Below are 26,048 nucleotides of genomic sequence, written 5' to 3'. Positions count from 1 at the left end.
TTACTGTTCATCCGGCTCAAAAACCGGCAGCGCGCCGCCCTCGAAAGGCAGGAATTGCAGCCGCACGCGCTGGCCGATGCGCAACAGATCAAAATCGCAATTCACGATATTGCTGAGCATCATGGTGCCTTCGTCCAAAGCGATATAGGCAACCGAATACGGCACCGGCGCCTTGCGCATCACCGAGAAGGAATAAATCTCACCCTTGCCCGGGCTGTCGCGCCATTCGGTCTGGTCGCTGAAACAATGCGGACAGATGCTGCGCGGATAATAATGATAGTGCTGGCAAGCCTTGCAGTAGCGTAATGCCAGGCGTCCTTCGCGGGCAGCCGCCCAGAAATATTCGGTTTCCGGGCTGAGCGTTGGCAGCATGATATCGCGGATTGCTGTGGATTTGCTCATGGCTGCTTACTCCCGCTCAAGAATTAGCGTGGCACTGCAATGCCGGTTGGTCAGCGCCGCGCCGCCGATGGCATTGGCCAGCGCCAGGCGGCAATCCGGCACCTGCACCTTGGGATGCGCCTCACCGCGCAACTGGCGCACCGCCTCGATCACCTTGGTGATGCCGCCGCGATTGGCCGGATGGTTGTTGCACAGGCCGCCGCCATCGGTGTTGAACGGCAGCTTGCCAATACCGGAAATCAGGTTGCCATCCGCCACGAAACGCCCGCCTTCGCCCTTGGCGCAGAAGCCAAGATCCTCGATCTGGATCAGCGTGGTGATGGTGAAGCTGTCGTAGATCGAGGCATAGTCGATATCCGACGGCTTGATGCCGGCTTCGGCAAAGGCGGTGGCGCCGGAAACCGCGGCGGCGGAAGCCGTGGCAATGATGCGGCCGCCGGCACTATGTTTGATCGCCTCGCCGCTGCCGCGCACTTTGATCAAGGGCTGCTTCAGGCTGCGGGCGATATCCTCGCGCACAACGATCAGCGCGCCGCCGCCATCAGTGATGACACAGCAATCCAGCCGGCGCAGCGGATCGGCGATAACCGGTGAATTGACCACATCCGCCACCGTCACCACCTCACGCAACAATGCGTTCGGGTTATGCTGGGCGTGATGCGATGCCGCCACCTTGATCCAGGCCAGTTGCTCGCCGGTAGTGCCGTATTCATACATGTGGCGCGCTGCCGACATGGCATACATGTTGACTACCGTGGCGCCAAACGGCGCCTCGAATGGCACATCGGGCGAACTGGCATTGTAGATGCGCGGTGTGGTGCCGGTGGCGACGCCTTCCGAGCGCGGCCGGCCGCCCAGCGTAATCAGTGCCACATTGCATTTGCCGGCGGCAATCGCCTCGGCGGCATGGCCCACATCCATGACATAGCTGGCGCCGCCGGCTTCAGTGGCATCAAAATGCCGTAGCCTGAGGCCAAGATACTCCACCGTCTGGATGCCGCCCGGCGTGTCGCCGGCGCAGAAATAGCCATCCACATCGGCAATCGACAGGCCGGCATCGCGCAACGCCCCCAATGCCGATTCGGCATGAAGCTGCACCACCGACTTGTCGGCGGCCTTGCGCGTGGGATGTTCGTAGATGCCGGCAATATAGGCGGCGCTGCGTAAGCTCATAGGGAAATGCCTTGTGAAAAACCCCGCTCTTGCGACAGAGCGGGGTGGAAAGATTGGCGGCTCAGATCGGGTCCCAGCCGATAATATCGGCGGTGCGGCTGAGCGGCATGAAATTGCCCTGCATCGCCGGCATGCCATGTTCGGCAATGCTCTGCGGGGTCCAGCCTTCGCCGCGATGCACCGAGCGGATCGGGCGCGTCTGGTTGAACAGATAAATCTCGTTCATGCGCGAGGCGAAAATCTGCCCGGTGACATGGGCGGAAAGATCACTAGCCAGATACACCGCCAGGGGCGCGACCTTTTCCGGCCCCATCTGCTGCAAACGCTCAACGCGCTTTTCCTTTTCCGGATCGCCTTCGGTGGGGATGGTGCCGATCAGGCGGCTCCAGGCGAAGGGCGAAACGCAGTTTGACCGCACATTGAAACGCTGCATGTCGAGCGCAATGCCTTTTGACAGGCCGACCACGCCAAGCTTGGCGGCAGCATAATTGCTCTGGCCGATATTACCGATCAGGCCCGATGTGGAAGTGAAATGCACATAGGAGCCGCCATTCTGCTCCTTGAAATACGGCGCGGCGGCGCGGGCGACATAGAAACTGCCGAGCAGGTGAACCTTGATCACCATTTCAAAATCCACCACCGACATGCGATGGAAAATCCGGTCACGCAGGATGCCGGCATTATTCACCACGCAGTCAATGCGGCCAAAATTGTCGATGGCGGTCTTGATGATGTTATTGGCGCCGGCGGGCTCGGCGACACTATCGGTATTGGCGGCAGCCTGACCGCCAGCCTGGCGGATTTCATCCACCACCGCATGGGCCGGTGAGGCATCGGCGCCATCACCATCCGGCGAGCCACCCAGATCGTTGACCACCACCTTGGCGCCTTCCTGCGCCGCCAGCAGCGCAATGGCGCGGCCAATGCCGCGGCCGGCGCCGGTCACGATCATCACCTTGTCCTTCAGACATTGCTCGGATGCCATGGTTTCCTCCTTTTGCATCATTTAATGCCGGCACCAGGGCTGCGCCTGATCGGCTATATTGCCAACTGTAATCTGTCTACAATCTTGCGGAGTGTCAACCGACCGGCTGCTCAAATGCGCCTTTCGGCCTCCTGCCAATAGGGTTCGCGCAGCCGCCGCTTGAGCAGTTTGCCGGCATCATCACGCGGCAGGCTGTCGCGGAACTCGATCACCTTGGGCAGTTTGAAACGCGCCAGCCGAGCCGTGAGTATTTCGCGGATCGCAGCTTCGCTGCTGCTGCCATCCTGCACCACCACGGCCATCACGGCCTCGCCGAATTCGACATCCGGGATGCCGAACACGGCGCAATCCTGCACGGCGGCAATCGACAGCAGCGCCGCTTCGATCTCGGTGGGGTAGATGTTCACGCCGCCGGAAATCACCATGTCCTTCTTGCGGTCGCAGAGGAACAGGAAACCATCGGCATCGAGATAACCGATATCGCCGCCGGTGATCAGGCCGTTGCGGCCAATCTGGCGGCGGTCTTCATCGCGGTTGTGGTAGGTGAAGTCCGGCAGGAAATCCAGACCAACATAAAGCTCGCCCGGCTGGCCGGGCGGCAGCAGCGCACCATCCTCGCCCACCACTTCAACCCGCGCACCGCTTATGGCGCGGCCCACGGTGCCGGGATGCGACAGCCATTCGGCACTATCGCACACTGTGACCACGCTCGATTCAGTGGTGCCATACCATTCATGGATGATCGGGCCGAACCAGTCGATCATCGCCCGCTTCACATCCGGCGGGCAGGGCGCCGCCGCATGATACACGGCGCGTAACGAACTCAGGTCATAGCGCCGCCGCACCGCTTCAGGCAGGCGCAGCAGGCGCACAAACATCGTCGGCACCATCACGATATTGCTGATACGGTGCTGCTCAACCAGCCGCAGCAAATCCTCGGCGTCAAATTTCGGCATCAGCACCAGGGCATCCGCCACCCGCGCACCGGCAAGGGCAAACACATTCGGCGCCGCATGATAGAGCGGCGCCGGCACCAGCAGGCGGATGCCGGCGCGCAGGCCATAAACCTGTTCGCGCATCTGCTCCAGCCGCGCACGCTGCGCCGCCGTTGGCGGATTGCGCCGCACGCCTTTCGGTTTGCCGGTAGTGCCAGAGGTGTAGATGATACTTTCCGGCGCCGGCACTGGCGGCTTGTCCCATATTGGCTGGGCCGCCAGCCAAGCCTCAAAGCGCATCATGCCGGCGGGTGCCAGGGCCTTGGCGGCTGGCACGCTGTAAGCCTGGCACACTTCCGCCGGCGTATCGGCCACAATCACCGTGAAGCGGCCAGCATTCAGCGCCGCTTGCGGCACCAGATCTAGCAGATCGGCATGCACCAGCAGCACTGTGGCAGCGCAATCGCCCAGCACATACTCGATCTCCGGCGGCGCCAGATGCCAGTTCAGCGGCACAGCCCAGGCGCCCAGCATGGCGGTGCCAAGGCTGCATTCGATGAACGAGATGTCATTGCGCATCAGGATCGCCACCGCCCGGCCCGGCCCGATGCCGAAGCCGGCCAGGCCCGAGGCGATGCGGGCCGCACGCTCATGCACAGCCGCCATCGGCCGCCGCGCAGCGCCGGATACAATCTCCCGGCTCATGCGTAAACCATCTTGCCGTTATCCAGCACCACCAGATCGCGCTCGACCACACGGCAGCGGAAACCAGCCAGGCCGGCTTCCTGCCGCCAGATTTCAGTGCGGATTGTCTCACCCGGATAAACCGGTGCCGAGAACCGCACATTAAGCTGCTTCAGCCGGGTGGCATCATTATCGCACAGGCTGCGGATCAGGGCGCGACCGGCGACGCCATAGGTGCAGAGGCCATGCAGGATCGGCCGCTCGAAGCCCGCCGCCCGGGCAATCGCCGGATCGGCATGCAGCGGATTGTAATCGCCGTTCAGGCGATAGATCAGCCCGGAATGTTTCCAGGTAGGCAGGTCACAAACCAGATCCGGTGCGCCATCGGGCAGTTTATGCGCCGGCTTGGCCGGGCCGGATGGCCCACCAAAACCGCCATCGGCGCGGGCGAAGCTGGACAGGCCAACAGTGCAGACCAGCTCGCCGCTGGCGGCATCGCTGAGTTCACGCTTGATATAGATCAGCGCGCCACGGCCCTGGCCCTTGTCGATGATCTCCTCGATATGCTGGCGCCCGATCAGCTTGCCGCTGGGCGGCAGCGGCCGGTGCATGGTGAGAAATTGCTCGCCATGCAGCACATGGCGCCAATCCACGCCGGTATCCGGCTGCTTGAGCCAGAAGCCGGGCGAGCACAGTACCGTGGCCATGGTGGGCAACGCCTGGATATTCTCCTCATAGGCAAAGCGCAGATCACGCGGATCTGTGGGATCGTCGCCGCAGCAAATGCCCAGCGCATAAAGCAGCGTGTCGCGCATGCCATATTCCTGGGTGATCGGCGCAAAGACGCGGTGCTTCAATATTTCGTAGGAGATTGCCATGACAATTGTCCGCCTTACACTGCCGCCTGGATCGCCACCTTGGCGGCAATCAGCGCATCAATCTCCTGTTCCGGCACACCCCATGCGGCCAGACCGGCGCGGGTCTTTTGCCCGGCGCGTGAAGCCGGCCCGGCGATTTCCGGTTTGGTGCGGCTGAAACGCGGCGCCGGCACCGGCTGCAACACACCATCCACTTCAGTAAAGTTGCCGCGCGCCACATTATGCGGATGCTGCGCTGCCTCCAGTGGATCAAGCACGGGCGCAAAGCAGGCATCGGTGCCTTCCAGCATCTGGCACCATTCATCGCGGCTGCGGGTCTTGAACAAAGCCGTGAAGCGTTCCCGCAAGACCGGCCAGCCGGCCGGGTCGTTCTGGTCCGGCAAGGCTTCATCGGCCAGGCCGACGCGCTCCAGGAAAAGCTGATAGAAACGCGCTTCGATAGGGCCGATGCAGATATAGCCGCCATCCTTGGTCTGGTAACTGTCATACCAGGGCCGGCCACCATCGAGCACATTCTTGCCGCGTTCGTTGACCCAGCCTTTGCGGGCCAGCGCGCCGAACAGGAAGCTGCTCAGCGAATTGACGCCATCTACAATCGCGGCATCCACCACCTGGCCTGTGCCGGAACGCTCACGCTCCCACAACGCGCAGAGAATGCCGAACAGCATGTAGAGCGAGCCACCGCCGAAATCGCCAACCAGATTAAGCGGCGGCACCGGCGCCTGCCCGGCTCGGCCGATGGCATGCAGCGCCCCGGTGATGGCGATATAATTGATGTCATGCCCGGCAGCCTGGGCCAGCGGGCCATCTTGGCCCCAGCCGGTGATACGGCCATAAACCAGTTTCGGATTGACCTTGGCGCAATCCTCCGGCCCCAGGCCAAGCCGCTCCATCACGCCGGGGCGGAAACCCTCGATCAGCACATCGGCCTGCTGCACCAGACGCCGAACCAGTGCCACCGCCTGCGGCTGTTTCAGATCAAGCGCAATCGAGGGCCGGCCACGATTCAATATCTCAAAACGCGGATCGCGCTCACCCTTGGCGCCCACCGCATCGGCGCGATCAATACGCAACACCTCAGCGCCCATATCCGACAGCATCATGGCGCAAAACGGCCCCGGCCCGATGCCGGCCATCTCAATCACTTTCAGCCCTTGTAACGGTCCCATACGCCTCATGCTCCTTTGACAAATCAGATGACGGCACCTGGCAACGCCAATTCACGCGCACGGAAGCAGCGCACCCGGCCCTGCTCCAGTGCCTCGATTTCCGGCCGCGCCACACATCCCGGCTGTGCATGCTGGCAGCGCTCACGGAAGCGGCAGCCCTGCGGCATATTGGCAAAACTCGGCACCCGGCCGCCGATTGAGGGCAGCGGCTTGCCGCGCAGGCTTAGGCGCGGCATCGATTGGAACAGCGCCGAGGTATAGGGATGGCGTGGTGTGCGGTAGACACTCTCGATGGCGGCATCTTCCACAATCTGGCCGGCATAGAGGATCAGCACCCGGGTGCAAAGCTCGGCCACCACGCCCAGATCATGGGTGATGAACAACAAAGCCGTGCCGGTATCTTCGCTGATCTTGTAGAGCAGATCGATGATCTGCGCCTGAACGGTCACGTCCAGCGCCGTGGTCGGCTCGTCGGCGATCAGCAGTTTCGGCTTGCAGACCAGCGCCATGGCAATCATCACGCGTTGCTGCATGCCGCCCGACAAAGCATGCGGATAATCATCATAACGCCGCGCCGGCGAGGGAATGCCCACTTCGGCCAGGGCGTCGATGGTGCGGGCACGCGCCTCACGCTGGCTGATCCCGGTATGAATCCGCAATGTCTCGGAGATTTGTTCGCCGACGGTAAAGACCGGGTCCAGTGCTCGCATCGGCTCCTGGAAGATCATGCCGATCCGTGCGCCGGAAATGCGGCGCAGCTTTTCGCGTGGCATTTCCAGCAAATTCTCGCCTTCAAAATCCGCCCGGCCGGTGACACGGGTGATCGGACGCGGCAACAGGCCAAGCAGCGACAGGCCGGTGACGGTCTTGCCGCAGCCGCTTTCACCGACGATACCGACGCGCTCGCCGGCATTGACCGTGAAGCTGATATCGCTGGCCGCCTGCATCAGACCGGTGGCCATGTCGAAATAGATATTCAGCTTGTCCACCACCAGCAGCGGCTGGGCGGCAGTTGGATTGAGTGGCGTCACACTGCTCATGGCTGCCTCAGCGCCGCTTCTGGGTCGGATCGAGGATCACACGCAGATTCTCGCCGAGCGTATTGAAGCTGAGTGCCGTGACCAGGATGGCGATGCCGGGGGCATACATCTGCGATGGCGCAATCTCCATGTAATGATAAGCGCGCGCCAGCATGGCGCCCCAGCTTGGTTGCGGCGGCTGCACGCCCAGGCCAAGGAAACTGAGGCTGGCTTCCGCCAGCAAGGCCGTGGCCAGCAGCAAAGTCACCTGCACGATCACCGGCTGCACCGCATTGGGCAGGATATGGCGCAGGATCAGCCGCGTGTTGCTGGCGCCGAAGCAGCGCGCCGCATCAACATAGAGCGCCTCGCGGCCGATCAGGGTCTGGCCGCGCACCAGGCGCGCAATGGTGGGCGAGAACACGATGCCGATGGCGATCATGCTGTTGGTCTGGCCAACACCCAGCACACCGGTGACGCCGATTGCCAGCACAATGGCCGGAAAAGACAGCATGGTATCAATGGTGCGGCTGATGGCGGCATCGATCCAGCCGCCGCTGAAGCCGGCGATCAGGCCGAAGGGCAGGCCGATGGCGCAGGCCACCAACACCGCCAGCACACTGCCGTACAAGGTCAGTGGCGCGCCCCAGATCAGGCGGCTGAGCACATCGCGGCCCAGATCGTCGGTGCCGAGCAGATAGGGCGCGCCGGTTGGCATCAGCACATCGGCCGGATTCTGCATTGTGGGCGAGAATGGCGCCACCCAGGGCGCCGAGATCGACAGCAGCACCAGGAAAATCAGATAAGCCAGGCTGATATAAAAGCCGGCGCGGCGCAGCACCATATAAATCCCCGGCATCAGGCTGGCCTTGCTGCTGAGTGTCTCGGTGCCGCTATTGCTTGGCTGGCTCATTTCTTCAACACCCTGGGATCAAACACGGCATAGAGAATTTCGATGACCAGATTCACCGCGATGACAATCAGCACCATGGTGAGCATCACACCCTGGATCACCGGATAATCCTTGCCGGTGGCGGCACTCACCACCAGGCTGCCCATGCCGGAAATGGCAAACACCGCCTCGATCACCACCGTGCCGCCGAGCAGCCGGTTGAACAGCAGGCCAATAACCGTGAGCAGCGTGACGCTGATATTCTTCAGGCCGTGTTTCCAGAAGATCAGCCGTCGCGGCAGGCCCTTGGCCAGCAACGTGCGCATATATTGCGAGGATTGCACTTCCAGCAGTGCCGAGCGGGTCTGACGCGCCACTTCAGCCACACCGCTGGCCGCCAGCGCCAGCGCCGGCAGGATGGCATGCCACACCGCACCCCAAGGGTTAACCCCGGGCCGCACCATGCCCGAAACCGGGAACCAGCCGAGGCTCAATGCAAAAATCGAAACCAGGATCATGCCGAGCCAGAAGCTGGGCAAGGCAATGCCAAAAGAGGCGAAGCTGGTTACAAAGGAATCGATCAGCGAACGTGGCCGCACTGCCGCCGTGATGCCGAGCGGGATACCCACCACAAGCGAAAACAGCATCGCCAGCGACACTACCAGCAGGGTGATCGGCAGCCGGCGCAGGATCGATTCCAGCACCGGCTCGCCTGACAGCATGGAGACCGACATGTCGCCCTGCATCATCTTCCACAACCAGCTGCCATATTGCTCCCAGAGCGGCCGATCCAGGCCGTAGAGCACACGGATTTCCTCAACACGCTCGCGGGTGGCGTTTTCACCCGCGAGCGCGATGGCAACATCGCCGGGGACAAGATGCATCATCGCGAAGACCAGGAATGTCGCCACGATCAGCACCGGCCCGGCCTGAAACAGGCCATGCAGGAGCAATCGTGCCATGCGCTTCGCTTTCATGCCTTGCCCTCCACAGCCTGCCGATCAGCCTTCGAGATACACGTCTTCGAAGCGCGGCTTGCCGAGGATGTTCGGCTTGTAGCCGCGCACCTTCGGCTGCATCGCCGCCACATCGGCCTGTAGGATCACCGGCACATAAAGCGCATTATCGCTGATGATTTTCAGCGCGCGGCCGATGGCCTTCTTGCGCGCTTCCAGGTCGAAAGTGGTGCGGCAATCCGCCATGGCCTGCTCCAGTTCCGGCACGCCCCATTTACGCGCGGCGTTGATGAACGATTTGGGATCGAACATGATGCTGAAGAACTGGCTCGGATCGGTGCGGCCGGTATAAACCGAGAAGGCGGCATTGCCGAGCTGCTCGCCCATATACTTGGCGCCGAGTTCGTTGCCCGGCACGGCCTTGAGCTGGATGCGGATATTGGAGCGCTTATACTGCTCCACCAGCACTTCGCCACGCTGCTGTGAGCGCTGATCGTTGTAGATATACATTTCGATATCCACACCATTCGGATGGCCGGCCTCGGCCAGCAGCTTGCGTGCCAGTTCCGGATCGTACTTGTAGGTGCCTTCCAGTTCCTTGTTATAGGCCCAATGCGAACGCGGCAGGGTCTGGATGGTCGGCTCGGCAATGCCGGCCATGGTGAGTTTGTTGAATTCGTCGCGATCAATGCCGTGGCACATCGCCAGCCGCACCTTCACATTATCCAGCGGCGGCTTGGCATAGTTAAGATAGAGGTGATAGGTCGCCACGGTCTGGCCCATCGCCAGGGTAAGGCCGGAACGCTCAACAATCGGAATCTGCTGCGGCGCCAGCTGGAATACAAAGTCATTCTGCTTCGAAGTGACGGTGCGCAGCGCGGTATTCACTTCCGGGATGATCGAGACCACCAGTTCATCGGCATAGGCGGTCTTCTTGTCCCAATGATCGGCGAAGCGGGTATAGGTGATCTTTTCAGCATCGAGCCAGTTCACCACGCGCCAGGGGCCGGTACCCACCGGATTACGATCCGAGCGATCGCCAAATTCCTTGATTGCCTTGGGCGACGACATCATGCCCGGGCGATCAGACAGCACCGCCAGCAGCACCACATCCGGCTCGGACAGCCGCAGTGTGATCTGATATGGGCCGGTGACATCGATGCTCTTGACGAAGATCAGATCGATCTTGACCCGCGACCGGCTGTCGGTGCGGGCGCGTTCCAGATTGAAGCGGGCCGCTTCGGCATCGAAGGGCGTGCCGTCATGGAACTTCACATCCTGGCGCAGATTCAGCACCAATGTGGTCGGATCGGGGTTTGACCACGAAACTGCCAGGCCCGGCTTCGGCATCAGGGTATCGAGATCAATGTTGATCAGCGATTCGAAGGCCGGGAAGAGCAGGATATGGTCGCTGCCATGGCGACCGGTGATCGGGTCCATGCTGGTCGGGTTATGCGGCGAGGCGATCTTGAGTGTACCGCCACGCTTCTGCGCTTGCGCCGCGCCGGCAACCAGCGGCAGGCCGCCGATCATGCTGCCACCGGCGGCAAGCCCGAGCATTTGCAGCCATTCGCGGCGATTCACGGCAATCCGGCTGGTGAAATCCTGTGCGTTTCTGGACATATTTCCTCTCCTTGTTCCGTCGCTTGGTTTTTATTGGTTGGCTACGACTTCAATTGCCCCTGACTGCTGGGGATGGTGCGGGCGAAATGACAGGCCACCCAGCGGCCGGGTGCTACATTGTCCCAGGCCGGCACCTGCTCGGCGCAAAGCTGTTGCGCCTGCGGGCAGCGGGTGCGGAAGCGGCAGCCGGATGGCGGCGCCAAGGCGCTGGGAATTTCGCCTTTCAGGATGATGCGCTGCGTGGTGCGCATCGATGCCGGCACCGGATCGGGCCGCGATTGCAGCAGGCTCAGCGTGTAGGGATGCAGCGGATTGGTGAGCAATGCCTCAACCGGCCCAAGCTCCATGATCACGCCGAGATACATCACGGCGATACGGTTGCTCATATGCGCCACGATATTCAGATCGTGCGAGATGAACACATAAGTGAGGCCCAGATCCCGTTGCAGCTTGGCAAACAGATTGATGATCTCGGCCTGGATCGAGACATCGAGCGCCGCCACCGCTTCGTCGCACACCACCACGCGCGGCTTCATGGTCAGCACGCGGGCGATAATGACACGCTGCTTCTGGCCGCCGGATAACTGGTGTGGATAGCGGCTGGCGAAATCCGGGCCGAGGCCAACCTGGTCCAGGCATTTCAACGCTGTCTTGTTGCGTTCCGCCAGGCTGCTACCGCCTTCGATATCAAGCGGCTCGCGCACGGATTGCAGGATGGTGAGGCGCGGATTGAGCGCACCATCGGGATCCTGAAACACGATCTGATAGGCACGACGGGTTTCGCGCAGCGCGCGGCCCTTCAAGGCACCCAGGTCAACACCATCGCACAGGATGCGGCCCGCTGTGGTGCGCTGCAACGCCACAATGGCGCGGCCGAGCGTGGATTTGCCCGAGCCGGATTCGCCGATGATGCCCAGCACCTCGCCTTCAAAAACTTGCAGGCTGACCCCATCAATGGCGCGCAGCAGATCGCGCCGGCCAACCGGGAAATGCACCTTCACATCTTCGACACTGACCACTGGCAATGTATCGTGATGTGCCATGGCTGGCTGTATGTCTGTCACACCCATACCTCCTTCAGCCCAGCCATGCCGCGTCAAACGGCTCGGGGTCGTGCACTGCCCGCCGGCTTTCGCCCAGCGCACCGCGCTGGCGGACAATCTGCAAACCGGCCAGCAGCCAACGCCGGGTTTCCAGCGGATCGATCACATCATCAATGGAGAGATACGGCGCCGTGTTGAGCGCAGAGCCACGATCATGCAGCTCGGCCACCATCTGCCGGATGCGGGCTTCGCGCTCGGCTTCATTGGCAATGGCCTCAAGCTCCTTGCGATAGGCCAGCTTGACCTGGCCTTCCAGGCCCATCTTGCCAAAATGCCCGGTGGGCCAGGCGACGCAGAAAAGCGGCTCGAAGGAATTGCCGCCCACCATAGCCAGGGCGCCAAGGCCATACGCCTTGCGCACCACGATCATGAATTGCGGCATGCTGCGTTTGGAGCCGCTGACAAACATGCGGCCGGAGCGCCGCACCAGCGCTTCCTGCTCGGCCTGCGGGCCGACCATGAAGCCCGGCGTGTCGCAGAGTGTGAGCAACGGCAGCCGCAGGGTTTCCGCCAGATCGGAGAATTGCGCCGCCTTGTCGGCAGCCTCAGCATCGATGGCGCCGGCCAGATGCGCCGGATTATTGGCGATCACGGCAAAGGGCTGGCCTTCAATGCGGATCAGCGCCGTGATCATGCCATGACCAAAATTCGGCCGCAGCTCCAGCACAGAATCAACATCGGCCAGGGCGTTGATCACCGCCCGCATGTCATAGGCACGGCGCGGTTCTTCCGGCACCACATGGCGCAGCCGGCGTTGATCCGGGCATTGCCAGCTTGGCGCGACACCCTGGCAATAGCCCATGAACTTTTTTGCCACCGATACCGCTTCGGCTTCGTCGCGCACCACAATGTCGACCACGCCATTCCGCGACTGTACCGCAACCGGGCCAACTTCCTCCGGGGCAAAAACGCCCAGGCCGCCACCTTCGATCATTGCCGGGCCGCCCATGCCGATAGAGGCATTCTCGCAGGCAATCACCACATCGGCGCAGGAAGCCAATGCCGCATTGCCGGCAAAGCAGCGGCCGGAAACAATGGCAACAATCGGCACTTCGCCATGCAGCCGCGCCAGCGACCAGAAGCTGCCATTATAGAGTTTGAGATGGCCGTGATCGTCGGTATCGCCGGGCCGGCCGCCGCCACCTTCGGCAAACATCAGCACCGGCAGGCGCCATTTGGTGGCCAGGCGGAAGATGCGGCGCTTCTTGGCATGCGCCATCACACCCTGGGTGCCGGCGAATACCGTATAGTCATATGCCAGCACCACACATTGGGTGCGATCAGCGCCAAACAGATCGGCATTCACCGTGCCAACCCCGGTGATCAGCCCATCGGCCGGGCTGATACGTTGCAATTCGGCTGCCTCACGCCGGTTGCTTTGCGCCGCCACGGCAAGCCCGCCATATTCCCGGAAACTGCCGGCATCGCACAGATCTGCGACATTTTCGCGCGCGGTGCGCTGGCCGGTCTTGCGGCGCCGCGCCACCGCATCAGGCCGCGCTGCATCCTGGAGTCTTTCATGCGCAGCGATCACCTGGGCCAGATCCTGGCGGATCAGGTTGAGATCCTGCTCGGCCTCGCTTGGCGCCACTGCTTCGTCTGCCTCGCCATTGGGCAGCACAAACAGCAACACGCCGCCTTCGGCCAGGGCATCGCCCTTGTTTATGCCAAGCTGCGCCACAATCCCGCTGCAAGGCGCATCAACGACAAATTCCATCTTCATTGCTTCGGTGATGGCCAGCGGCTGGCCGGCCTTCACCACATCGCCCGCCTGCACCAGCACATCCATGACACGGCAGGTCATCGGCACTGTGACCGGCCGGCTGCCGGCCGGGCCATCAACCTGGCGGCCCTGTATCGCCGGCTGGCTGGCAACCGCCTGGGTGAAATACAAGGTCGGGTGCGACGTGGCGGCGGCAGCGAGCAGCGCCGCCATATGCTCATCAATGAAACGGGTGTGGATGTGGTTGTTCACCACAGCAGGATGCTGCAACAGCGCCTGTAAGAAAGATAGATTGGTGGCGATACCCTCAATGCGCAATTCGCAAAGCGCGCGATAGGCTTTGCGCACCACGGTGCTGAAATCGCTGGTGCCGCTATGTACAATCACCTTGGCCAGCAGTGAATCAAAGCTGACGCCGGCCTGATGCCCGATATAGGCGGCGGTATCCACACGAATTCCCGGCCCGGCCGGCATCTCAAAGGCGCTGACTGTGCCAAGCGACGCTGCTGCCATGCCATCGGGCCGCATTGTCTCGGCATTGATGCGCAGCTGCATCGCCATGCCATGCGGCTGCCACGGGTCTGGCAATTTTTCTGGCGTCAGCTTTTCGCCGGCAGCAATGCGCAATTGCAGCTGCACCAGATCAAGCCCGGTCACCGCCTCGGTCACGGTATGCTCAACCTGCAAACGGGGATTCACTTCCAGGAAGCGGAAATAGTCTGGTCCGGCATCGCCCTGCCGGCCGACCAGGAATTCGAATGTGCCAAGGCCGCGGTAGTTTACCGTTCTGGCCATCTGCAAAGTGGCATCGAATAATGCCTGCCGGATGGTTGCGCTGAGGCCCGGCGCTGGCGCCACTTCGATCAGCTTTTGCTGCCGGCGCTGCAAACTGCATTCGCGTTCGCCCAGCACCGCCACGCCGCCCTGGCCATCACCAACCAACTGCACTTCCACATGGCGCGCATTGTCGATCAGTTCCTCGGCATAAACGCCGCCATCGCCAAAGGATGCCCGTGCTTCGGAACAGCAGCGCTCAAAATCCGCCGCCAGGCTGGCCGCTTCGCGCACAATGCGGATGCCGCGCCCACCACCGCCGGCAGCCGCCTTCAGCATTATCGCAGCCGGTTGGCCCAGCGACAGCATGAAAGCCTGTGCCGCCTCGGCGGATGGCAGCAGGCCGGTGCCACGCGGCAGCGGCACATTGCATTGCTCAGCCAGTTGCCGCGCCGCCGCCTTGTTGCCGAAAGTCTCAAGGCTTTCCGGCGTCGGGCCGACAAAGCTCAGCCCGGCTTCCTGGCAGCGGCGCGAAAAGTCGGCGCGTTCGCTGAGAAAACCATAACCCGGATGCACCATGGTGCAGCCCTGCTGGCGCGCCACCGCGATCAGCGCCTCGATATCGAGATAGGCGGCGCTGCCGCTGCCGGCCAGCGCAACTGCCACATCGCCCTTGCGGCTGTGTAATGCAGCCGCGTCATCCTCGGCATAAACCACCACACTGCGCCAGCCCAGTTCAGACACGGCACGGCAGATGCGGATCGCGATCTCGCCGCGATTTGCGACCAGCACAACATGCCCGTGCTGGCTATCCTGAACCGCCTGACCCATACCCAATTGCCCGCCCTGTCGGCGCCGCCTAGCTGGCAGCGCTGCTGGTTTCCTCTCTGATTGCGGACGAAAAAAGCACGCCACGCCAAATCTGTCAACAGTTTACTTATTACTGCCAAATGCGAACTGTAATGCAGAACAATCCAATGCTGCGGCTGCGCTGCAATGGCTATGATTTATTGGCGGACAACAGGGTGCGGTTACATTGAGCCGTGAAAACTATCGCAGCGGTGGTGCGGCGTTAGAAAACTCTGGGTTTTCAGGCAGAAACTTCGTCAGACCAATATTCTTGCCACAATATCTGAGGCCGCTATACATAGCGGGTCTTTGGAAAGTGACCTGTTATGCGTATGTCAGGATTGATGCTGGCAACGGCGCTGTGCCAGCCTGGATCGATCTAACCATGACCGATGCCCTGGCTGTACTGACGCAGGTTGTTGCCGGCCGCAGCGTTGCCGAAAGCCTGGCGGAAGCCGTGGCTGCTGGCAGCCTGCGCGTGCTTGCGGATGGTAACTGGCAACGTCCCAATATCGATCCTACACCTTCCGACTGGGTGCGGGCATCACGCGATGCCAGCCGGCATTGCCGCTTTTATATGGGCGTGATGTTCAATCATGTTTATCGCAAGCAGCGCGTGCCGGTGGGCTGTGCCACCTGCTTCAAGGTCAAGGTGGTGCCGAAAACCTTGCGCGAGCTGGTGGCGGTGCGCGATCTGGGCGAGGCGATGCCCTACACCTACAAATGCGGCCTGGATGAATCAGCGCCGTATAGTTCCGGCATCTATGGCGCCTATTTTTATCTGCATGGGGTTGAGGCGGCGCGGGCGGCCTATCAGGCGGTGCGTGCCGCCGTGAATGACCATGCCAAACTGGGGCCTGGCGTCACGGTTTTTATCAAACGCGGCTGCACCGATTATGAAATGCATTGCGGCCCCTCTGATCGCTACAGCTTCGAGCCATGGCAGGCCGAACTGGAAGCCGCGCTGCTATCGCGTATTCAATTGGAGCCGAGGCCGGCGAATGACCGCAAGCGGGTTATGGCAACCATGACGCACTGGATCAAGACCGCCTATCGCCTGGGCGATGACAGCTATCTTGATTTCACCGGCGGCCGCAGGCTTTATCCTGCCGTGGTGCATTATGAGCTGCCAGAGAAGGCGCAGCCATGACGGCCCCCATGATCGCCCGCCGGCTGCGCCGCGCCCTGGCCCTGCCTGCCATCGAACAGGGCCTGGCGCTTGAGGCGCTGATTTATCTGGCGCTGTGCCGTAGCATGCTGGCATTGCTGCCGTTTCGCATCGCCATGCAACGGCTTGGGCTGCGGCTGCATGCTGGCGGGATTGTTTCGCAATCAGCGCCAGGCTCAGGCTCAGGCTCAACGCCAGGCTTAGGCCCGGGCAGCGCCATCGGCCTGGCTGTGCAACGCGCCAGCAGTATCGCCCCGTTCAAGGCCGTGTGCCTGCAACAGGCGCTGGCGGCGGCGCTGATGCTGCGGCGGCGCGGCCATGATGTTGAAGTGTATTTCGGCCTGGCCAAGGATGCAGAAGGCAAGCTGATTGCCCATGCCTGGAGCAAATGCCACGGCGGCCTGGTGACCGGCGGCCAGCAGATGCCGCATTACACGCAGATTTCGGTGTTTGTGACATGACGGCACCCGCAGCACAGCTGGCGCAACGCTCTGCCACGGGCGGCAAATTCCTGCCGCATCATGTTGCGCCGGCATGGCTGCCGGCTGATCTGGCGGCGGGCTTGCTGCATCATGCCATCGAGAATGAAGCCCGTTTCAGGGCCGGGTCGCTTGTGCATAGCGGCAAGATCATCGTTGACCCAAGCATCCGGCAAACATCGGTGCTGGATGATGTTGGCCTGGGGCCGTTCCTCGCCCCGCTGGTGGCAGCAGCCTTGGCGGCGCAGCCGGCTTTAGCAGCCCGCTTCGGCATGCCGCATTTCACCGCCAGCAGTGTTGAGGTGGAATTGGCCGCGCATGGTGATGGCGCGCATTTCAACAGCCATATCGATACATTTGTGGTGCAGAACAAACGGCCCAATCCGCGCCTGCTGACCCTGGTGCTTTATCTCAACCGCCTGCCCTGCGGCTTTTCCGGTGGGGCACTGCGCCTGCACGCTCTGGGCAGCGCGGCGTTTCATGACATCATGCCGGAACATAACAAGCTGGTGGCTTTCCCGTCGATAACACGCCATTCCGTACAGCCGATTTCCTGCCCCAGCGCAGCCTTCGCCGATCGCCGCTTTGCCGTGAATATGTGGCTTCACAGCTGAAGCCATCTGCCGCAGATCAACATCCTTTCAGTAAAAACAGGTGCTTACCATGCCTCACAGCCCGCTACTCACGCCGGCCACCATCATCGCCCGCCATGCCGAGCAGATCACCGCCGAAATTGATGGCGAAGTGGTGGTGATGGGGCTGGCGCAGGGCAAATATATCGGTCTTGATGATGTGGCATCGACCCTGTGGCGCCTGCTGGAACAGCCGCAGAGTGTGCAACATCTATGTGATCTGCTGGCACAGCATTATCGCGGCGATGCGGCCGAGATTAGCGCCGATGTGCTGGCCTTCCTGGGTGAATTGCTGGAGCTGGGGCTGATCCAGGTTGATGCCGCGCAGAACTTGTAGGCCGCCTTGCCAGAATCGACCACCATGATGCGCGATACCGGCCACGATACCGGCTGGGGCGAAAACCGCCTGTTTTATGGCTATCGGCTGCGCAGTGACATAGCCCTGCCATCCTTGCCGCTGCTGGCAGATGCGGGCGCACCGGAGCTAACCTTGCGCCGTGGCCCGGTGCCGGATTGCCTGCCGGAACCCAGCTGGAGCAGCCCGTTTGTGGAGCTTGGCGCCAATGGCACATTGCTGGTGCGCATCGGCGACACACTGAAATTTATCATACGGGACGGGCGCGATATTGTGCTGGATCAGCATAGCCGTGCCGAAACCAGTGTTATTGAGACTTTCCTGTTCAGTGTGGTTGCCGGCAGCATCCTGCATCAGCGCGGCATGCTGGCCCTGCATGCCAGTTGCGTCATGATCGGCGATAGGGCGATTGCCCTGGCCGGAGTGTCGGGGCGCGGCAAATCCACGCTGGCCGGCGCGTTATCGATGCAGGGGCATGCGGTTGTGACCGATGATATCTGCCCGATCACTTTCCGCGAAAATACGGCGCTGGTGATCCCCGGCCCGGCGCGGGTGCGGTTATGGCCGGATGCGGCGCAGATGCTGGGCCTGGGCCAGGATCAATTGGCAATCGGGCGGCCGCAGCATCCGAAACGGATTCTGGCTGTGGCCGGCCCGGATGCCACACCGAAACCGCTTGCGGCCCTGATCCGCATCGCCATCGACAAGCAGCTAAACGAGCCGGTGCTATACCGCTTGAACGGTGCCGCCGCGATCACGCCGATTGAAGAGATTGTCTATCGCGCCCGGCTCGGCCGCCGGCTGGGCCGCCGCATCGGGCTGTTCACTGATCTGGTACGACTGGCCGGCCTGGTGCCGGTTTTCCAACTGGTGCGCCCGGAAGGCGACGGCGATCTGCCTCGGCTGACCGATCTGGTGCGCAGCGTAATCGCCCGGCCGGGTTGAGGCGGAACACATGACAAGCCCCAACAAAATCGGTTGGATCGCCTCATATCCCAAATCCGGCAATACCTGGCTGCGGCTGATGCTGTGGAGCCTGATGCAGGGCGGCGCAAAGGTGGATATCAACCGGGCAAGCAGCGATATCGGCATTGCCAGCCATACCGAACTGGATGAATTGCTGGTGGTGGACGCCAGCGAATTATTTGCCGATGAACAGGTGGCGGTGCTGCCGGCGCTGTATGCCGCCATCGCCAGCGATACCGGCAATGGCCTGGTGCTGCGCAAGCTGCATGACCGTTACTGGCATACACCGGCCGGCGCAGCGGTGTTTCCGGCAGCGATCAGCCGGGCCGCTGTTTACATGGTGCGCGATCCGCGCGATGTGGCGGTTTCCTATGCGCATCACCGTGGCTGCCCGGTGGATACGATCATCACCATGATGGCCGATCCAGCCGCCATGCTATCAGTTTCCAGCACGCGCCAGCGCCGCCAATTAGCCCAACCGCTGGGGCATTGGTCGGGCCATGTATTATCCTGGCTGGAACAGACCGATATTGCCGTGCTGCTGCTGCGTTATGAGGATTTGCTGGCCGAGCCGGCGGCAGGTTTACGTGTTGTGGCGAAACATTTTGGTTTGGTGGTTGACGAAACCATTCTGGCACAGGCGGTGGCAGCGGCATCGTTTGACCAACTGCGCGACCAGGAACAGCAGCATGGTTTCCGCGAGCGCCCGGTTGGTGCATCGGCGCCGTTTTTCCGCCAGGGCCAGGCCGGCGGCTGGCGCCAGAGCCTGACACCGGATCAAGCGGCGCGGATCATGGCAGATCATCACGCCGTGATGCAGCGCCTGGGTTATTGTTCATAAGTGCTATCGGCTTCGCTGCCATACCACAGGCTATAGCTCCAGCGTTGCCAATCGCCGGCGGCTTCGGTGAACGGCGTCACGCCATGGCTCAGGCCATTCCTGGGGCTGAACAGCAGCAGGCGATTGGCCAGCGGCGCCACGTCAAGCATTCGCTCGCCCTGGCGCTGCTGCACAAAAGTGCTGCCAAAAGCCGGCTGCCAGCCCGGGCTGAGATAGAAGATGGCGCAGAGCGCACCATGGGCACCATCGTCATGCTGCTTCATGAACATGGTGCGGTCCATGATCCGCGCATGCATTGCAGTTTGTTTTTCCAGCGGCGCGCCCAGGATAGCGGCCAGCCAGTTGCACCAGGCGGCGCTACGGCTGAGCATGGTGAACAAGGCGTTATGCAACATGCCGGCGGCCATTTCCCGGCCGGGCGCCGGGCCACGGAGATTGTGATAAAAATAGAAACGCTGCCGCTCCGGCGCGGCGGTAAAAACTTCGGCGGCAACATCATGCGGATGGCGCTCGAACAGGCCATAGGCTGGCTCGAAACGGCCATCACTGGTAAAAAGCTGTTGCAGCGCCGCCAGCTTGTCGGGCAACAGGAAATTGTCGAGCACCGCAGCGCGGCCTCTGGATTCATGAATCGCCTGGCGATAGGCCAGCATCGCAGCCGGATCTAGATGCTCAGGCCTCACCCATTGCTCAATCCTGACGCTCATTGAATCCTGCATGGTTTACCTGAAGCGGTGAATACCCGCCCGACATTGCGCCAGCAATCCCAGATAACCATACCGCCGTCAATGCCGCCGGCCCGCCAGGAGCTAATCGTTGGCATTTGGCCGTTGTTGTGGTTATGTGCGGCGGCTCGGCGTTTTGTAGAGGAGAGCAACATGAGCGACATCAAAAACAGCGTGCAGCCTGAATCGGCTGACAAGCAGACTGAGCGTCCGCTCTGGCATCGCCCCAGCCTGGCCATTCTGGATGTGGAAGCCGGCACGGTGACAACCAGTGGCCCGGTTTCTGACGGCAACGGCTCGACCAGCTAAGCCGCCTGGAGACAGGCTCGGCATCCCGTGCAAAGCGTGAGCGAATTCACGGGTTCGGTTTTCTTCGATCCTGACAATAAGCAATATCCTGGCGCGGCCCCGGCCTGTGCCGTTTCGGCCTGGCGCGGCCAGGGCTGGGTTGCCCTGGCGGGGCGCCTGGATGATCGCCAGAGCCTGGCCGATGCGCTGGGCTTGCCACCGGGCGAAAGTTTTTCCGACAGTTTGCTTGCCGCCCGCGCCCTTGAGCGCTGGGGCAATGACGCGCCACGCCATCTGCTGGGCGATTTTGCGCTGGCCGCCTGGCACGGCCCAGAGCGGCAGCTGATCCTGGCTGGCGACGCCATGTGCATGCGCACAATCTATTACTGGCGCGACCGCGACCGGGTGATATTTTCCACCAGCCTGCCTGGCCTGCTAGCTGTGCCGGACGTGCCGCGTGTGGTGAACGAGCTGTTTGTGGTTGATTTTCTGGCGCAGAATTTCGGCGACGATGACGCGACGTTCTATCGCGACATCTACAAGCTGGACCCCGGCGCCTGCCTGATGCTGACCGCTGGCGGCAAGTCGAGCCGGCCGTTTCACTGCTTTGATCCAGAGCGCCGCATCCGCTTCAAGCGGGATCAGGATTATGTTGATAGAGCGCGGGAATTGCTCGACCGCGCCGTGGCGGATCGCCTGCGTGAAGGCCCGGCGGCGATCATGGGCAGTGGCGGCCTGGACAGCGCCTGCCTGGCCGTCGCCGTTTTGCCGCATGTTGCCACGCTGCCTTTCCTGACCATGCTACCCGAGCCGGGCCAGCCATGTCCGCCGGCTCCCGGCTATATTGATGAAACGCCCTTCGTGGCAGCCCTGGCCGCCGCCTTCCCGGCCTTGCGCGCGGAATTCATCACACCACCGGCACAGAGCGAATGGGGGCCGGATAACTGGCGCCTGCTCACAGCCGGTGCCATACCCTATCGCATGCCGGATCAGATCGCCTGGCTGGATGCGCCGGCGCGCCGCGCCGCTGCCTTGGGCGCCACCCATTATCTCACCGGTGCCATCGGCAATCATACCCTGACCTGGGATGGCCTGAGATATCTGCCGATGCTGTTTCAGCAGCGGCGCTGGCCGACCTTGCTGCGGGAATTGCTGCTGACATCGCGCGGCCAGCCGCGTGCGCTGGCCGGCCTGATCAAAAACCAGCTTTATCTGGCTTTGCGGCAGCCGAGGTTTGACGAGGCAACGCTGCTGGCTACCTGTGGCCTGAAACCCAGCATTTTGCGCAACTTCGACATGATGGGACGGCTGCGCCAGCGCGGCAACGATCCGGACTTCCGGCTGGCGGTGGATGGCCGGGCCTGGCGCATCGCCGCAATCCGGCGCAACCGCGCCCGCCGCGCTGATGGCATGAATATGCTGCGCGCCTATCAGGGCATCGGCAACAGCGCGCCGCTGGGCGATCTGCGGCTGGTGGAATTCTGCCTGGCGATCCCGGAAGACCAGTATTTGCGCGATGGCGATACGCGCTGGCTGGCGCGCCGCCTGCTGCGCCAGGCCGGTGTGCCGGCCAAGATCACCGAGAATCGCCAACGCGGCCGGCAGCACCCGGAATGGTTTGCGCATATGCAGCGCGTGCGCCCCTCGCTGCCGGCGCAGCTTGACCGGTTGCGGCGCTCGGCCACTGCCAGCCGCCTGCTTGATCTCGACCGGCTGGAGCGGCTGATAAATGATTGGCCGAAAGATGCGGTAACAGCCGAAACCCGGCGTGACCAGGTGCAGGTTCTGCTGCAAGGCGCTTTCAGCGTTGGCGCCTTCATCGCCTGGGTGGAGGGCACCAATTGACCGGACTGGCCGCTCTTGAACAACAAATCGCCCTGGCTTTACGCCGGCCGGCATCGTTGTGGCTGCTTATGCTGCTTGCCGGCTTGCCGCTGGCCTTTGCAGCCTGGCTTTTGCTGGCACCGGAAATCATGGTGTCGCAGCAAAGTGTCACCGATCTGCTATTCAACCTGGCTGGTGCCTGGCAATTACAGCATGGCCGGGTGCAGCATGTTGATTTTCATGAAGCCGTGGGCGCACTCAATTTCTGGCTGACCCTGGCCGGCTTTCACCTCACCGGCTTTTCGCCCCGGGCGTTTCTGGTTGGTGTGGTGCTGATGACGGCGGCATTGTTTGTTTTTGCCGTGATTGTGGCCTGGCGTCGACTGCCGCTGCTGGCGGCGACAACTTTTGTGCTGTTCATCTGCCTGCCGGCCCTGATGCCGACCAATGTGGGCCATATCCCTGACAGCTTCACCTTTGCCATGGCCTATAACCGCTATGGCTGGGGCGCCATCGGCATCCTGTGCCTGATGCTGTTTGTGCCGCCGCAGGATGCAACGGCGCAACGCAGCATCGATCTGGCCTGCGGGCTGTTGCTGTTGCTGCTGATGTATTATGTGAAGATCACCTATTTCCTGACCGGGCTGGGTGCCCTGGCCCTGGCGCTGTGTATCAGCGAGCATATCCGGGCGCAGCGTGGCCTGTGGCTTTTGCTTGGCCTGCTGGCGATCGGCAATGCGCTGGCGCCCCATAGCCATGCCTATCTGGCCGATATTGGCTGGGCGCTGCAATCCGGCCTGGCCAATACCGGCCTCAGCCGCATCCTGCTGCAAGGCATTCTGGGCAATAATATCGAACTGGCCGCCTATGGCGTCGGCTTCATCGCGGCTTTTTCATTGTGGCGGCAACGCCTGGCACCTTTGCGGCTGCCGCTGGCGGCTTTGTTCCTGATCGTGGCCAGTGTGGCGCTGTTCACGCAGAACACTCAGATACGCGGCCTGCCGCTGGGCATGGTGCTGCTGTTCATGCTATATGCCGCCTTGCTGCCGCAGCGCGCCTTATCCAGCCCGGCCGCACTGTTGGCGCTGCTGCTGCTGCCGGCCATGACCATCCTGGCCTCCGCCGGCTCGCTTGCCGCATATTTCCATAGCGCCGTGCCATCGGCCAATCTGCTGATTGTCGAAAGCACCAATATCCGCCAGCTTGCGGTGCCGAAACGCGGCGCGGCACATGGCGCATTGCGGCCGCAGACAATCTATTTCGACAGCCTGTTGCAGGCTGCGTCGCTCTTCTCCAACGGACAGCGCCGGCCGGGACGGATTCAATTGCTCGACCGGGTTAATCCGCTGCCCTTCATGCTCGGCTTCGAGCCGCCACGCGGCGCCGACCTGTTCTGGGAACCGACCGCGCCGCCGCGCGCTGCCGAGACAGTGCTGGGCGATGCCGATTATGTACTGCTGCCTAAGGCTTCAACCGCGCCGGGTTTCAGCGAAGCCTTGCATCTGCGCTATGCGCCATATCTGGCGCAGCATTTTCCGCAGCGCGAAGAAACCGCACTGTGGATTCTCTACAGCCGCGCGCCCCGGCCCTAACCATGGTGCAGCCGGATAAATCCGACCGCACCACTTCAAATGACGAAAGATTTAGTTTTTCAACCGTTCTGCCATCTCTGGCAACAGCTTTGGCCCTACTCGCATGGCAGGACATCGAGCGCGATGCAGATCCGTGGATCGTAGACCCCGGTTGGAATAGTCCCGTGGCCAAAGAATGAGGGGAAGATCAGCAATATTCCGTCCTGCGGCGCCACATACCAGCGTGGAAAATCCGCCAGCGTTTCGGCTATGGACGGAGGCCAGGGGCCGAAAGCAAGCGATCCCGGCTGCGGCATGTTGTTTTCCGCGCGTCGCAACACGGCTTTTGGCACGCGCGCGTAATAAATGACGGATAGCCAGCCCTGAGGATGAATGTGCGTTTCTTCGTGTCCATCATTCGACAGGACCAGCGCCCAGCCTTGCAGCCATGCGGCTTGCGGGCGATTGGCAATGATCGGATGCGCTGCGTTGAACCGTTCCGCAAGGTAATCATCGACCTCTCGGCGAATCGTGGCGAGCAGATTGCGGATCGCTGGATGGTCAACGCTGGCCAGTGCTTCAAGACGCAGATTGTGGCCGCGCGTGGCTCGGCTCTCCGGCGACGGGGCAAGCGCCGGATGGGCCAGGATTGCCTGCACCAGTTCTTCATTGTCGACCTGTGCGGAATCAAGTTCGACCCGGCGGCACAAGCGTTCCGGATCCAGCAGGCGCAGTGTGTCTGACATATGCCCGGACAAGGAAAGTGCGTTGGCGAAATAGGCGAAATGGGTAGCGGAGCCATTGCCGTTGTTGATTGCCTGGCGACAGACTCTTGCTAGCACCTCAACATCGCCGCGCCTCAGGCAATCGTCAGCGAAAGTTTGCAGCAAAGTTATATCGCTCGGATTTTCATTCAGCACCTGCACCGCCGCAATGTAGGCTTCCTCGATCCGGTTCAGGGCATAGAGGGCGAATATTCTTTGTCGGCGCGTTTCCGGCGCGGCCTCAGTGGCCACTGAGTCCAACACCTGCAACGCTAAAGCCGGCTGATCACAGGCTATGGCGGCGCGCGCCAACTCGCAGGCGAGTACCGGCGTCAATTTGCCCGCTCCGACAAGCGGCAACAGGAGATCAAAAATTTCCGGCCACCGTCGATCATCGCGAAGCGCAACCACCAGGTCGCGCAACAAATCGAGACGCTCGGGTCGCGCCGTAACGGCGGCACGCAACAGCGGCAGGAAGAATCGGGCGGGTGGGTCTGGCGTGGGCTGGTTCATACGCCAAACGATCTGCGGGCAATCGGTTGGCATCATCCCGTCACATATTGAAGCCAAGGCAAGAACAATGGATTGAGTCGTATCGCAGAGTAAAGCCGCTTGCGCGTGGATTCACTCATAACCAGGCCGCTTTCCCCCGTATCGTGGAGGGGATCTGCGGTAAAGCGCGCCTATACACGCCCATTCAGAAACAGAAACGCCGCCAAGTCATGGACCTGGCGGCGAAATGTTTGGTTGCGGGGGCAGGATTTGAACCTGCGACCTTCAGGTTATGAGCCTGACGAGCTACCGGGCTGCTCCACCCCGCGGCAAACTGAGCAATCGAAAAGAGTAAGGGGTGCTCGATCCGATGAGATCAGGCACCCCTTCTATTGTGGTCTCGTGAAGTCTGTATTCGGTTGGGCCGGTCTTGGCAGGCCTGGCAGCGACCTACTCTTCCGCGTCTTAAGACGAAGTACCATTGGCGCTGAGCGTTTTCACGGCCGAGTTCGGGATGGGATCGGGTGTTACACACTCGCTAAGGCCACCAGGCCAGCTAAGACCGGCGGAACCGAATATACTATCCTGACACTCAATCCGCATGGGATTGATAACTTGCGTCTGCGCTTGAATTTACATGCCAGCTTCTGATCGCTGCACATGACAGATTTGGCTGAGATCAAGCCGATCGAGTGATTAGTACTGGTTAGCTCAACGCGTTGCCGCGCTTACACACCCAGCCTATCAACGTGGTGGTCTTCCACGACTCTCAGGGATA

General features: G+C 61.8%; 23 protein-coding genes, 1 tRNA gene and 2 rRNA genes. 9 read left to right on the top strand and 17 right to left on the bottom strand.

What is annotated here, in order from left to right; translation table 11 throughout:
- The 12 genes from KBB36_RS05625 to KBB36_RS05570 all read right to left on the bottom strand — a co-directional run bounded on the left by KBB36_RS05625 (position 1) and on the right by KBB36_RS05570 (position 15,147).
- On the bottom strand, positions 1 to 402 hold the full coding sequence (locus KBB36_RS05625) for a Zn-ribbon domain-containing OB-fold protein (RefSeq protein WP_290977855.1): 402 nt from the start codon (positions 400 to 402) through the stop codon (positions 1 to 3).
- A gap of 6 nt (positions 403 to 408) precedes the next feature.
- Positions 409 to 1,575, bottom strand: coding sequence for a thiolase domain-containing protein (locus tag KBB36_RS05620; protein ID WP_290977853.1), 1,167 nt, complete (start codon positions 1,573 to 1,575; stop codon positions 409 to 411).
- 61 nt (positions 1,576 to 1,636) lie between these two features.
- The gene (locus KBB36_RS05615) at positions 1,637 to 2,560 is read right to left on the bottom strand and encodes an SDR family NAD(P)-dependent oxidoreductase (RefSeq protein ID WP_290977851.1); all 924 of its coding nucleotides are present in this window, start codon (positions 2,558 to 2,560) and stop codon (positions 1,637 to 1,639) included.
- A gap of 110 nt (positions 2,561 to 2,670) precedes the next feature.
- Positions 2,671 to 4,200: an acyl-CoA synthetase gene (locus KBB36_RS05610; protein WP_290977850.1), complete on the bottom strand. Its 1,530-nt coding sequence runs from the start codon at positions 4,198 to 4,200 to the stop codon at positions 2,671 to 2,673.
- Positions 4,197 to 5,057 carry a MaoC/PaaZ C-terminal domain-containing protein gene (locus tag KBB36_RS05605; RefSeq protein WP_290977849.1) on the bottom strand — a complete coding sequence of 287 codons (861 nt, stop codon included), beginning with the start codon at positions 5,055 to 5,057 and terminating at the stop codon, positions 4,197 to 4,199. Before KBB36_RS05605 ends, KBB36_RS05610 begins: the two co-directional genes overlap by 4 nt.
- Positions 5,058 to 5,071: 14 nt before the next feature.
- A complete protein-coding gene (locus KBB36_RS05600; protein ID WP_290977847.1) occupies positions 5,072 to 6,226 on the bottom strand; it encodes a CaiB/BaiF CoA-transferase family protein in 1,155 nt (384 codons plus the stop codon).
- A 23-nt stretch (positions 6,227 to 6,249) separates the two neighbouring features.
- The gene (locus KBB36_RS05595; protein WP_290977845.1) at positions 6,250 to 7,266 is read right to left on the bottom strand and encodes an ABC transporter ATP-binding protein; all 1,017 of its coding nucleotides are present in this window, start codon (positions 7,264 to 7,266) and stop codon (positions 6,250 to 6,252) included.
- Between the two features lie 7 nt (positions 7,267 to 7,273).
- Positions 7,274 to 8,158, bottom strand: a complete 885-nt coding sequence (locus KBB36_RS05590; protein WP_290977844.1) for an ABC transporter permease — start codon at positions 8,156 to 8,158, stop codon at positions 7,274 to 7,276.
- Positions 8,155 to 9,099: an ABC transporter permease gene (locus KBB36_RS05585; RefSeq protein WP_290977842.1), complete on the bottom strand. Its 945-nt coding sequence runs from the start codon at positions 9,097 to 9,099 to the stop codon at positions 8,155 to 8,157. Before KBB36_RS05585 ends, KBB36_RS05590 begins: the two co-directional genes overlap by 4 nt.
- Positions 9,100 to 9,138: 39 nt before the next feature.
- On the bottom strand, positions 9,139 to 10,716 hold the full coding sequence (locus KBB36_RS05580; RefSeq protein ID WP_290977840.1) for an ABC transporter substrate-binding protein: 1,578 nt from the start codon (positions 10,714 to 10,716) through the stop codon (positions 9,139 to 9,141).
- Between the two features lie 41 nt (positions 10,717 to 10,757).
- Positions 10,758 to 11,780 (bottom strand): ABC transporter ATP-binding protein, encoded by a 1,023-nt coding sequence (locus tag KBB36_RS05575; protein ID WP_290977838.1) that lies wholly within the window; start codon positions 11,778 to 11,780, stop codon positions 10,758 to 10,760.
- 13 nt (positions 11,781 to 11,793) lie between these two features.
- Positions 11,794 to 15,147 carry a carboxyl transferase domain-containing protein gene (locus KBB36_RS05570; protein WP_290977836.1) on the bottom strand — a complete coding sequence of 1,118 codons (3,354 nt, stop codon included), beginning with the start codon at positions 15,145 to 15,147 and terminating at the stop codon, positions 11,794 to 11,796.
- A 403-nt stretch (positions 15,148 to 15,550) separates the two neighbouring features.
- Here KBB36_RS05570 and KBB36_RS05565 point away from each other — a divergent pair, with 403 nt between their 5' ends.
- Genes KBB36_RS05565 through KBB36_RS05540 form a run of 6 tightly spaced genes read left to right on the top strand, consistent with a single transcriptional unit; the run spans position 15,551 to position 19,606 of the window.
- Positions 15,551 to 16,315 carry a hypothetical protein gene (locus KBB36_RS05565; protein WP_290977835.1) on the top strand — a complete coding sequence of 255 codons (765 nt, stop codon included), beginning with the start codon at positions 15,551 to 15,553 and terminating at the stop codon, positions 16,313 to 16,315.
- Positions 16,312 to 16,794, top strand: a complete 483-nt coding sequence (locus KBB36_RS05560) for a lasso peptide biosynthesis B2 protein (protein ID WP_290977834.1) — start codon at positions 16,312 to 16,314, stop codon at positions 16,792 to 16,794. Before KBB36_RS05565 ends, KBB36_RS05560 begins: the two co-directional genes overlap by 4 nt.
- Positions 16,791 to 17,426, top strand: coding sequence for a 2OG-Fe(II) oxygenase (locus tag KBB36_RS05555; protein ID WP_290977833.1), 636 nt, complete (start codon positions 16,791 to 16,793; stop codon positions 17,424 to 17,426). The genes KBB36_RS05560 and KBB36_RS05555 overlap by 4 nt, the downstream gene beginning before the upstream one ends.
- Before the next feature lie 49 nt (positions 17,427 to 17,475).
- Positions 17,476 to 17,781 (top strand): PqqD family protein, encoded by a 306-nt coding sequence (locus tag KBB36_RS05550; protein ID WP_290977832.1) that lies wholly within the window; start codon positions 17,476 to 17,478, stop codon positions 17,779 to 17,781.
- Positions 17,782 to 17,805: 24 nt separating this feature from the next.
- The gene (locus KBB36_RS05545; RefSeq protein ID WP_290977830.1) at positions 17,806 to 18,744 is read left to right on the top strand and encodes a serine kinase; all 939 of its coding nucleotides are present in this window, start codon (positions 17,806 to 17,808) and stop codon (positions 18,742 to 18,744) included.
- A 10-nt stretch (positions 18,745 to 18,754) separates the two neighbouring features.
- On the top strand, positions 18,755 to 19,606 hold the full coding sequence (locus KBB36_RS05540; protein WP_290977828.1) for a sulfotransferase domain-containing protein: 852 nt from the start codon (positions 18,755 to 18,757) through the stop codon (positions 19,604 to 19,606).
- On the opposite strand, the gene KBB36_RS05535 is transcribed toward KBB36_RS05540, so the two are convergent.
- A complete protein-coding gene (locus tag KBB36_RS05535; RefSeq protein WP_290977826.1) occupies positions 19,594 to 20,313 on the bottom strand; it encodes a 2OG-Fe(II) oxygenase in 720 nt (239 codons plus the stop codon). The genes KBB36_RS05540 and KBB36_RS05535 overlap by 13 nt on opposite strands.
- Before the next feature lie 171 nt (positions 20,314 to 20,484).
- On the opposite strand from KBB36_RS05535, the gene KBB36_RS05530 reads away from it, so the two are divergent.
- Genes KBB36_RS05530 through KBB36_RS05520 form a run of 3 tightly spaced genes read left to right on the top strand, consistent with a single transcriptional unit; the run spans position 20,485 to position 24,035 of the window.
- Positions 20,485 to 20,640 carry a hypothetical protein gene (locus KBB36_RS05530; RefSeq protein WP_290977825.1) on the top strand — a complete coding sequence of 52 codons (156 nt, stop codon included), beginning with the start codon at positions 20,485 to 20,487 and terminating at the stop codon, positions 20,638 to 20,640.
- 36 nt (positions 20,641 to 20,676) lie between these two features.
- Positions 20,677 to 22,464, top strand: coding sequence for an asparagine synthase-related protein (locus KBB36_RS05525; RefSeq protein ID WP_290977824.1), 1,788 nt, complete (start codon positions 20,677 to 20,679; stop codon positions 22,462 to 22,464).
- On the top strand, positions 22,461 to 24,035 hold the full coding sequence (locus KBB36_RS05520) for a hypothetical protein (RefSeq protein WP_290977823.1): 1,575 nt from the start codon (positions 22,461 to 22,463) through the stop codon (positions 24,033 to 24,035). Before KBB36_RS05525 ends, KBB36_RS05520 begins: the two co-directional genes overlap by 4 nt.
- A gap of 95 nt (positions 24,036 to 24,130) precedes the next feature.
- Here KBB36_RS05520 and KBB36_RS05515 read toward each other — a convergent pair whose 3' ends face one another.
- The 4 genes from KBB36_RS05515 to KBB36_RS05500 all read right to left on the bottom strand — a co-directional run.
- Positions 24,131 to 25,291 (bottom strand): putative 2OG-Fe(II) oxygenase, encoded by a 1,161-nt coding sequence (locus tag KBB36_RS05515; RefSeq protein WP_290977822.1) that lies wholly within the window; start codon positions 25,289 to 25,291, stop codon positions 24,131 to 24,133.
- Positions 25,292 to 25,522: 231 nt separating this feature from the next.
- Positions 25,523 to 25,599: transfer RNA gene (locus KBB36_RS05510), tRNA-Met, on the bottom strand.
- A gap of 108 nt (positions 25,600 to 25,707) precedes the next feature.
- Positions 25,708 to 25,822: ribosomal RNA gene (gene rrf, locus KBB36_RS05505) — 5S ribosomal RNA — on the bottom strand.
- A gap of 123 nt (positions 25,823 to 25,945) precedes the next feature.
- Positions 25,946 to 26,048, bottom strand: a 23S ribosomal RNA gene (locus KBB36_RS05500); the annotation flags it as partial.

The organism is Ferrovibrio sp. (assembly GCF_017994015.1).
Lineage (GTDB): Bacteria > Pseudomonadota > Alphaproteobacteria > Ferrovibrionales > Ferrovibrionaceae > Ferrovibrio.
The sequence above is the reverse complement of the archived record's forward strand: the minus strand, read 5'-3'. Positions and strand labels throughout refer to the sequence as shown.

Excerpts from the sequence above, each read along its gene's own strand:
- KBB36_RS05625 (WP_290977855.1), bottom strand. The coding sequence starts at position 402 with ATGAGCAAATCCACAGCAATCCGCGATATCATGCTGCCAACGCTCAGC.
- KBB36_RS05620 (WP_290977853.1), bottom strand. The coding sequence starts at position 1,575 with ATGAGCTTACGCAGCGCCGCCTATATTGCCGGCATCTACGAACATCCC.
- KBB36_RS05615 (WP_290977851.1), bottom strand. The coding sequence starts at position 2,560 with ATGGCATCCGAGCAATGTCTGAAGGACAAGGTGATGATCGTGACCGGC.
- KBB36_RS05610 (WP_290977850.1), bottom strand. The coding sequence starts at position 4,200 with ATGAGCCGGGAGATTGTATCCGGCGCTGCGCGGCGGCCGATGGCGGCT.
- KBB36_RS05605 (WP_290977849.1), bottom strand. The coding sequence starts at position 5,057 with ATGGCAATCTCCTACGAAATATTGAAGCACCGCGTCTTTGCGCCGATC.
- KBB36_RS05600 (WP_290977847.1), bottom strand. The coding sequence starts at position 6,226 with ATGGGACCGTTACAAGGGCTGAAAGTGATTGAGATGGCCGGCATCGGG.
- KBB36_RS05595 (WP_290977845.1), bottom strand. The coding sequence starts at position 7,266 with ATGAGCAGTGTGACGCCACTCAATCCAACTGCCGCCCAGCCGCTGCTG.
- KBB36_RS05590 (WP_290977844.1), bottom strand. The coding sequence starts at position 8,158 with ATGAGCCAGCCAAGCAATAGCGGCACCGAGACACTCAGCAGCAAGGCC.
- KBB36_RS05585 (WP_290977842.1), bottom strand. The coding sequence starts at position 9,099 with ATGGCACGATTGCTCCTGCATGGCCTGTTTCAGGCCGGGCCGGTGCTG.
- KBB36_RS05580 (WP_290977840.1), bottom strand. The coding sequence starts at position 10,716 with ATGTCCAGAAACGCACAGGATTTCACCAGCCGGATTGCCGTGAATCGC.
- KBB36_RS05570 (WP_290977836.1), bottom strand. The coding sequence starts at position 15,147 with ATGGGTCAGGCGGTTCAGGATAGCCAGCACGGGCATGTTGTGCTGGTC.
- KBB36_RS05565 (WP_290977835.1), top strand. The coding sequence starts at position 15,551 with ATGACCGATGCCCTGGCTGTACTGACGCAGGTTGTTGCCGGCCGCAGC.
- KBB36_RS05560 (WP_290977834.1), top strand. The coding sequence starts at position 16,312 with ATGACGGCCCCCATGATCGCCCGCCGGCTGCGCCGCGCCCTGGCCCTG.
- KBB36_RS05555 (WP_290977833.1), top strand. The coding sequence starts at position 16,791 with ATGACGGCACCCGCAGCACAGCTGGCGCAACGCTCTGCCACGGGCGGC.
- KBB36_RS05550 (WP_290977832.1), top strand. The coding sequence starts at position 17,476 with ATGCCTCACAGCCCGCTACTCACGCCGGCCACCATCATCGCCCGCCAT.
- KBB36_RS05545 (WP_290977830.1), top strand. The coding sequence starts at position 17,806 with ATGATGCGCGATACCGGCCACGATACCGGCTGGGGCGAAAACCGCCTG.
- KBB36_RS05540 (WP_290977828.1), top strand. The coding sequence starts at position 18,755 with ATGACAAGCCCCAACAAAATCGGTTGGATCGCCTCATATCCCAAATCC.
- KBB36_RS05535 (WP_290977826.1), bottom strand. The coding sequence starts at position 20,313 with ATGAGCGTCAGGATTGAGCAATGGGTGAGGCCTGAGCATCTAGATCCG.
- KBB36_RS05530 (WP_290977825.1), top strand. The coding sequence starts at position 20,485 with ATGAGCGACATCAAAAACAGCGTGCAGCCTGAATCGGCTGACAAGCAG.
- KBB36_RS05515 (WP_290977822.1), bottom strand. The coding sequence starts at position 25,291 with ATGAACCAGCCCACGCCAGACCCACCCGCCCGATTCTTCCTGCCGCTG.